The sequence below is a fragment of the uncultured Lutibacter sp. genome, from assembly GCF_937891065.1.
Lineage (GTDB): Bacteria > Bacteroidota > Bacteroidia > Flavobacteriales > Flavobacteriaceae > Lutibacter.
The window spans coordinates 1-7,282 of sequence record NZ_CALAEQ010000210.1 but is presented as its reverse complement, the minus strand read 5'-3'; the positions used below and the strand labels follow the sequence as shown (position 1 = coordinate 7,282).

At 29.0% G+C, this 7,282-nt stretch carries 7 protein-coding genes; all 7 read right to left on the bottom strand.

What is annotated here, in order from left to right; genetic code table 11:
• Positions 1–42: 42 nt before the first annotated feature.
• Positions 43–1,440, bottom strand: coding sequence for a CsgG/HfaB family protein (locus Q0352_RS11450; protein WP_299527607.1), 1,398 nt, complete (start codon positions 1,438–1,440; stop codon positions 43–45).
• 24 nt (positions 1,441–1,464) lie between these two features.
• A complete protein-coding gene (locus Q0352_RS11445) occupies positions 1,465–1,875 on the bottom strand; it encodes a curli production assembly/transport component CsgF (RefSeq protein WP_299527605.1) in 411 nt (136 codons plus the stop codon).
• A gap of 22 nt (positions 1,876–1,897) precedes the next feature.
• A complete protein-coding gene (csgH, locus tag Q0352_RS11440) occupies positions 1,898–2,626 on the bottom strand; it encodes a curli-like amyloid fiber formation chaperone CsgH (protein ID WP_299527603.1) in 729 nt (242 codons plus the stop codon).
• Positions 2,627–2,631: 5 nt separating this feature from the next.
• The gene (locus Q0352_RS11435) at positions 2,632–3,078 is read right to left on the bottom strand and encodes a hypothetical protein (protein WP_299527601.1); all 447 of its coding nucleotides are present in this window, start codon (positions 3,076–3,078) and stop codon (positions 2,632–2,634) included.
• 91 nt (positions 3,079–3,169) lie between these two features.
• The gene (locus Q0352_RS11430) at positions 3,170–4,069 is read right to left on the bottom strand and encodes a hypothetical protein (protein WP_299527599.1); all 900 of its coding nucleotides are present in this window, start codon (positions 4,067–4,069) and stop codon (positions 3,170–3,172) included.
• 711 nt (positions 4,070–4,780) lie between these two features.
• Positions 4,781–5,185, bottom strand: coding sequence for an HU family DNA-binding protein (locus Q0352_RS11425; protein WP_299527597.1), 405 nt, complete (start codon positions 5,183–5,185; stop codon positions 4,781–4,783).
• 789 nt (positions 5,186–5,974) lie between these two features.
• Positions 5,975–7,252, bottom strand: coding sequence for a hypothetical protein (locus Q0352_RS11420; protein WP_299527595.1), 1,278 nt, complete (start codon positions 7,250–7,252; stop codon positions 5,975–5,977).
• Positions 7,253–7,282 lie beyond the last annotated feature (30 nt).

Sequence of the window (7,282 nt, the reverse complement as noted above, 5' to 3'; positions counted from 1 at the left end):
GATTAGTATAATATTTATATTTTTTTTCATAATTATCTTTTTTTATTCAAACATTACAGATTTCACACTATTATATGGCTTACCAAAATAAAAATTTAATCCTAATCCAACTTTATAATAGAAGTCATTCCATTTTCCTTGAACCAAGCGATCCATATCATCTGCAAAAAGCATATTTTGCTCAGCAAAAAGTTTAATTCCTAAATTATTCATAGGTAAATACTCTATTCCTCCTCCAAACTGCAATTTTAAAGAACCGAAATAGTTTATCGTTTTATTATTAGAAACGGCACCAACACCTGCATATACAAAAGGTGTTAACTTATCATATGGCAATATATCATATCCCATATTAATATCTAATGAAAGGAACTGATCTTTAAAACTATTTTTATTTTCTAGTTCAAAATAACTTGCTCCAAAATTTATATTAAATCCTGGTTTCTTAAAATAAAATTTTACGGATCCATTTACTCCTAATTTTTCAGTGGCATCTCCAAAATCATTATTAGGAATTATTGCAGCACCTTCAATATTTATTGCTACTTTCCCCCTTCTATCTTCTAATTTTCTATCATAAAGTGCTGTTGATTCAGCTTCTTCTTTTTCTTGTTCATATTGATTTTTTACAAATTCAACAACAGCATCTCCTCCAGCAGGAATCCATATTCCATCCACAATTCCTTCAATTATTAAAAGCTCAACAGCTTTATCAATTGCTTCTTTAATTGCTAGTTGTGTTGGTTCATTTTTTGTAACTCCAGTTTCAACTTCTAACAGTCTTTTAACATTCACATATCTAAACAAATTAGCTGAAATACCTTGCGACAATATAGTTTTAGAAACATATACATTTTTTAATATTCTTCCGCTTGATGTTGAAACCGCTCGTAAATAAACTGTTATTCTATCTTGCCTATATTCAGCAGAAGCACCTGCTCCAAAATATCTTGCTCCATAACCACCCGTAATAATATTAGAATCGTAAGATACAACTCCTCCTTCTAGAATAATACCAGCAAATAATAAAGGAGGTATTGATGTAGTTTGATCTTGTTTTCCATCCTGTGCATACTCTTGTCTTGTTGAACGTATTATTTGGCGTTCATTTAAAAGATTTCCAATGTTTTCTCTTTCAATTGGATTAAACCAATTTGATTCTTCTAAAGATTTTAATAATATAGATGTACCTCCTTGTGTTACTGCTGTACTAAATGTAGATCCGTTTTCTATTAATTTATACTGACCTGTTTGGTCTCTAAATTTATATACACCTACAATAGCTTTATTTAAAGGTAAAATTGTATCTAATAAACTTTTTTTAGAAGTATTTTCTCCTATCCTGGCTTCGCTTTTTGTGAAAGGCTGATTAAAGAAAGTTCCACAACTTGTGAAGGATATTAAAATAAGAACAGTAAATATTTTACAATACTTTTTCATAGACATAGAATAGGGTTTGGAATTTTAGTTTGGAATTATGATTTGAGTTTGTTCACCTGTAGAAGTATCTAAAATATTAACAAGTAATCCAGCATTCGAAGGGGAAATTTCAACTACTAAGGAACCAAACACATAAGTTCCTTCAGTTAAAGCAGAATCACCAAATTCTTGTTGAAATAAATCTCGTGATAATGAATTTAATAATTGTCTATTTAAAGACTCCGTAAAATTATCTAAATCGGACCCTTGATCAAAACTAAATCCAGAATCTTCTTCAAAACTATTTTGTGCATTTGCAGAAGCTAGCAACTGTTGATAATTAAATGTGTCTCCCCCAAAAAAAGGATTTATAGGTTTATAAACAACATTTTGAGCATAAAATAAGCAAGGAATACTTATGAGTAAAGTTGCGATAATATATTTTAACTTTTTCATTGTTACAAGGTAATAATTATTTTTATATTCTACTATTCTTATATAGCAATTTTCTTTGTTTAGCGTATTGGTTTACATTTTGCAAGGCCGATTTTACAGCTGACTTAAGGAATTCTTCATCTGGTTTAGACATAAATTCAAATAATTTTCTATCTTCTGAAGTAATTGTTATAATACTACTTCTTCCAAAGTAAGGTTTTTCTTGTATTGTAATGATAAAAGGATACTGTTTACCTGAAGTACTATATTCTTGATAAAAATAATCGTGAAAATCTTTCCCAACTTTAGTAATAACGTCATCAATTACAATTCCTTTAAGTTCAAAATCAGCTTCTTTTACAACTTTTTCTTGTACAAGGCTTCTATCTGGAGGAACTATTTGAAGTGAATCTTTTGATATTACAATATTGTTTTGCTTAATAAATAAATAAATACGTAAATCTTCTCCAGCAGCAAGGCTTAATCTAATTTCGGAAAGATTCTTACTTTCTTCTGGATCTAGCGAGAATTCTCCCTCTTGCCTGTTATTTGAATAATTTCCTGAAGAATTTTTCTTTAATGCTACTAAATTATAGTATAAATTGTTTTTAAAAATTGGCTCTTCGTTATCAACTTGAGCTTTTATCAAAATTAAATTATCAGATTCTTGAATATAAATTTTCCCTGTTACAGACTCATTTAATTGACCATAAGCAGCACTAATAAATAACATTAAACAACTAAAAATACTATTTAAATAAAGTTGTTTCATAGTTGCTAATAATTTTTAATAATCAATGTTTTAAAATTTGAATTTTGAACAATACTTATATTTTTGATTATGGAATTTTCACCATAAATTTGTAGAGAATTGGATTTCCCTTGTTGTAGAATATTAAAATTTGATGGCGTACTATTGTAATAATTTATAAAATTATAATAATTAGAATCACCTATTTGACTAACAGATTGAGAATCTGAGCTTTTTTGTTTAATATCAATCTCATTGTTATTTCCAATTTGATTTAAGGTTACAACATTTATTTGAGACTGAATACTTGATTTAGAAGCGTTCTTTTCAGCTCCTAAAGAAGCATCTTTATTTAACTGAAAATATTGATTTATAACATATGTATTTTCATCTGCTATTTGAGAGATACTATTAAAAGAAATAAAACCAAATAGCAATAAAAAAAAACCGTATTTTAAATGAGAACTTTTCATAAAACTAAATTTTTTGCATTATACCAAATATAAGAAAAAAGAGGGTAAAAACCCTCTTTTTTCTTATATTTTTTTGTTACTAATAGAAATTTTAGTTTGGTACTCCCGGAGCAGATTGAGTAATACAAGCTGCATTTGCATGACCTAATTGATTTACAAAACTTGAGTTTGCACCACCTGCGGCAGCCATTTGACTTACATCAGAAGTGTTAAAAGCTCCCTCTTGAAAAACATGACTTGCATTCCATCCATTACCTGAAGCATCTTGATCTACACAAGATTCATTTTGATACCCAAATTGAATAACTAATGAGCTGTTCCAAGCAGAACCTCCAATAGTAGTTTGATCTTCAACTGATGAATTTTCAACACCAACTTGTAACGCAATAGCTGTATTGTTGTCTCCATTTTGTGTTTGTTCAGCCTTGTTCCCGTACCAAGTTTGACCAATAATTGCTAAATTCCCAGCTCCTGCTTGCGAAGAACTTTGAAATTGTTCAGCATAATTACTTTCACCTGCTTGCACAACAAAGGCAGTATTATTGTCATAAAATTGATCTTGGTAAGATACATTATCACTTCCAAATTGGTAGGAATGTGCTCTATTGTTTTCAGCCCAACCATTTCCAACTTCTTGTTCAGCATAATTATTATCACCCATTTGAGCAATAACTCCAGTATTAAAATCACCAGCTTGATCAATTATACCATTATTCCCTGTTCCACTTTGAAAAACATACCCTTTATTTCCCAATCCTCCTGGAGCATGATGCCCATTACTACCATACTGATTAATTCGAGCATAATTTCCAAGTCCTTCCTGATCTACCAAAGCAAAGTTATCAGCTCCTACCTGATCAACATCACTTAAATTTTCAAATTGAACCATCATTGTTGGTGTCATTTGACTTACTTCACAATCTGCACATTCTTGTGCATAAAAAATACCTGTAACGCATAGCATTGCTACACTTAAAATTAATTTTTTCATAATAATAAAATTTTAAACGTTAGTAAATTTGTTAATAATAAAATAATTTCATAAAAATTTATAGGGGACTATAATTACCTTAATAATATGTACAAATACATACGAATAAAAGTCTCTATAAACTTTTTAATTGGGGAAACAATTTGTGGGGTTTAAATATTCAATTAATTGCAATTTATTTTAGTATAAATAAGAAGTAAGTACTATTCCCTTATTTAAACTGGATCTAAATTAAATATAATTATCTAAAAATCAGAAGCTAAAAAGCACAAGTTTGCGAATCGCACTATTTTATTAATGAATGGTAATTTATGTTACTTTAGTTACATAAAAAGATATTACAGCATAATTAAAAGACTAATTTACCGGAAATTACCTACTTATTAGTTGTAATTTGTTAACACATTTAGTGGGAAATTAAAAAGCTATAACAATGAAGTTATAGCATTATCAGCCAATACAGAAGCCTGTATTGTTTTTTATTAACTACTAATTTAAACCTAGCGTATAATTTGTTTTTAATGCAGATTTTGTATCAATTCAAATAATTTTTTAAAAAGAGAATTGTATAGATAATAGACAAATTAACCCTAAAAACTCTTCTCGATACATTTTTTTTTCATTTTATTATTCAAAAAACACTCGGAATAACGTTTTTAATAATTACACCCAACTGATAAACTTATCTATTTTATAGGAAATAGTAATTTTCTAATCTGTACTTCTACTGCCCTCTTTATAGGTAGTAATCCCTTTTTTAAGTAGGTGCTTTATAAAAACCGACGGTTGAAAATTTAAATGGTATTTTGAAATGCTTCGCTTTGGATTCAATTTTAAAGGGTCTTCTTCTGCCTTGCACTTAAACCCTAATTTAAACTTACCAATATTTTCAAGGTCTACCGTTTTCCCTTCTAATAAATGAAATTGCAACTTTTCACCTAACGCAAATAATACCGCATGAACATCCGTAGGACTTAAAGTGCTTTCCATACTAATTTCTTTGCTTAGCCTTCTAGAATCAATAGTACCCGTAGAAACGGCTTGCATAATATAATTACTTTCTTTAGCTGGGTTTATGTTATTTGTTCGTTTGGTAATTCTGTAACGTATGGCCATAGTAATTTTTTTATTTTTTACCTTTAAAATTGTTAGTAACTATCTTATTCTAAACTTTTAGTACTGCTATAAATTTGATATATTTACAATGAAGGTAATTGCTATCTTTTTTTAATTATTTTTATAACCCTGTAAAAATAATACTTTTTTCTCAAAATAATTCTATATTATCTTAAATTTAATTGTACAATTAAATCATAAATAATTGTACAACTATTTTAGCTATTGCTAAGAGATATTCCATTATTCCTTAGCAATAATCCACAATTAATAGGAAGTTAAACCTCTTTTTGTATACAGTACTAAACCTTCATTGCAAGTGTTTTTTTTTGTAGTAAAACGGAAAAGGGCTGAGCGTTAAAAATTAATTGCTCTTAACGCGTTAACTACTAATTTATAATTAGTGATTTTTAATAATTATGATTTTAAAATTGGATTTTTGAGTAATACTACTATTTTTAATCATGGAGTTTTCTCCGTAAGTTTGAAGATTATTAGCATTTCCTTGTTGAATGCTATTAAAAACGGAAGGTATATTGTTGTAATAATTAGTGAAATTGTAATAATTGTTATTTCCAAATTGACTAACCGTTTGAGAATCTCCTCCCTTTTGTTTAATATCAATTTGGTTATTATTCCCTATTTGGTTTAAACTTTTAAATTGCTTTGTGTTTGTTTATTATTGGTAGTTGTTTGAGTTAATATTACATTCATTAATTTATTAAATAAAAAAAAGGAGGCATTAGCCTCCTTTTTTAAAATTAAATTAGATACTTTAAATCTTTTAAATTATTGTTGAGCCACAGTCATATTTCCCATTTGTTTTACACAAGCCATATTATCTAAACCTACTTGCACTGTAAAACTTGTATTACTGTTTTTACACGCTTGTTGATATATAAACGCTTCATTGTCATGACCCAGTTGCATAACATAACTATAGTTGAAAACACCCGCTTTTTTAACGTTTTGTGTTACACAAGATACGTTATCTGTACCATCTTGAAAAACTCTTGAATTATTAAACCAGTCTCCTCCAGGAGTACTACCTGTAACGGAAGTCTGTGTTTCCATTGAAAAGTTATCATCTCCTAATTGATCTAAATCTGCATTATTATAATCTCCTGTTTGAGTTTGAACACCTATGTTATCATCTCCTACTTGTTTTATATCAGCTTTGTTATCATCTCCTGTTTGAGTTTGAGCTGCATAATTATCATCTGATCTCCAAAACATAAAAGAATCTTGTTCAATATCTGCTTCATTATTATTACCAGTTTGAGATTGAAACGCTACATTATCATCTCCATCTTGTTCTATATCTGCATCATTATCATTTCCTGTTTGAGATTGATCTGCATAATTACCGTCTCTGTCTTGTTCAATATCTGCATCATTATTATTCCCAGTTTGAGATTGATAAGCTACATTATCATCTCCATCTTGTTCAATATCTGCATCATTATCATCTCCTATTTGAGATTGATTTGCATAGTTGTCGTCTCCGTCTTGTTCAATATCTGCATCATTATCTTCTCCATCTTGAAACACCATTCCGAAGTTATTGTCTCCATCTTGGTCAACATCTGTCTCGTTATCATCTCCTAATTGCTCTATCATTGATACATTTTGGAAACCTTCTTGATCAACATCTGCATCATTTTCATTTCCTCTTTGTTCTATTTGAGACCAGTTTTGTATACCTTCTTGATCTACATTTGCCACGTTTTCATCTCCATCTCTATAATAACGATTCCCTGAAAAATAACCAGTAAATAAATACTCTCCAGTTTGATCAATATCAGAAAAGTTTCCTCCTCCTTTTTGCTCAACTTTAGCCTCATTATCATAACCTTGTTGATAAATCTCATTGGTATTAATTTGCACAAAGTTAACAGATGTAGGTGCCGGTGTTGTTGGTACTTGCTTTATAAAGTCTTCAGAACAATCTACACAATCTTTATTCCCGTTATTACCATTTCTGCCACCTTGACTAGAAATAAGTGCTTGTGAGAATAACATACTTGTAGCAAATAAAAGCGCTACTACTAATAATAATTTTTTCATAATAATAAATTTAAATGTTAATAATAATTA

Coding starts and splice junctions, on each gene's coding strand:
- Q0352_RS11450 (WP_299527607.1), bottom strand. CDS start 1,440: ATGAAAAAGTATTGTAAAATATTTACTGTTCTTATTTTAATATCCTTC.
- Q0352_RS11445 (WP_299527605.1), bottom strand. CDS start 1,875: ATGAAAAAGTTAAAATATATTATCGCAACTTTACTCATAAGTATTCCT.
- csgH (WP_299527603.1), bottom strand. CDS start 2,626: ATGAAACAACTTTATTTAAATAGTATTTTTAGTTGTTTAATGTTATTT.
- Q0352_RS11435 (WP_299527601.1), bottom strand. CDS start 3,078: ATGAAAAGTTCTCATTTAAAATACGGTTTTTTTTTATTGCTATTTGGT.
- Q0352_RS11430 (WP_299527599.1), bottom strand. CDS start 4,069: ATGAAAAAATTAATTTTAAGTGTAGCAATGCTATGCGTTACAGGTATT.
- Q0352_RS11425 (WP_299527597.1), bottom strand. CDS start 5,185: ATGGCCATACGTTACAGAATTACCAAACGAACAAATAACATAAACCCA.
- Q0352_RS11420 (WP_299527595.1), bottom strand. CDS start 7,252: ATGAAAAAATTATTATTAGTAGTAGCGCTTTTATTTGCTACAAGTATG.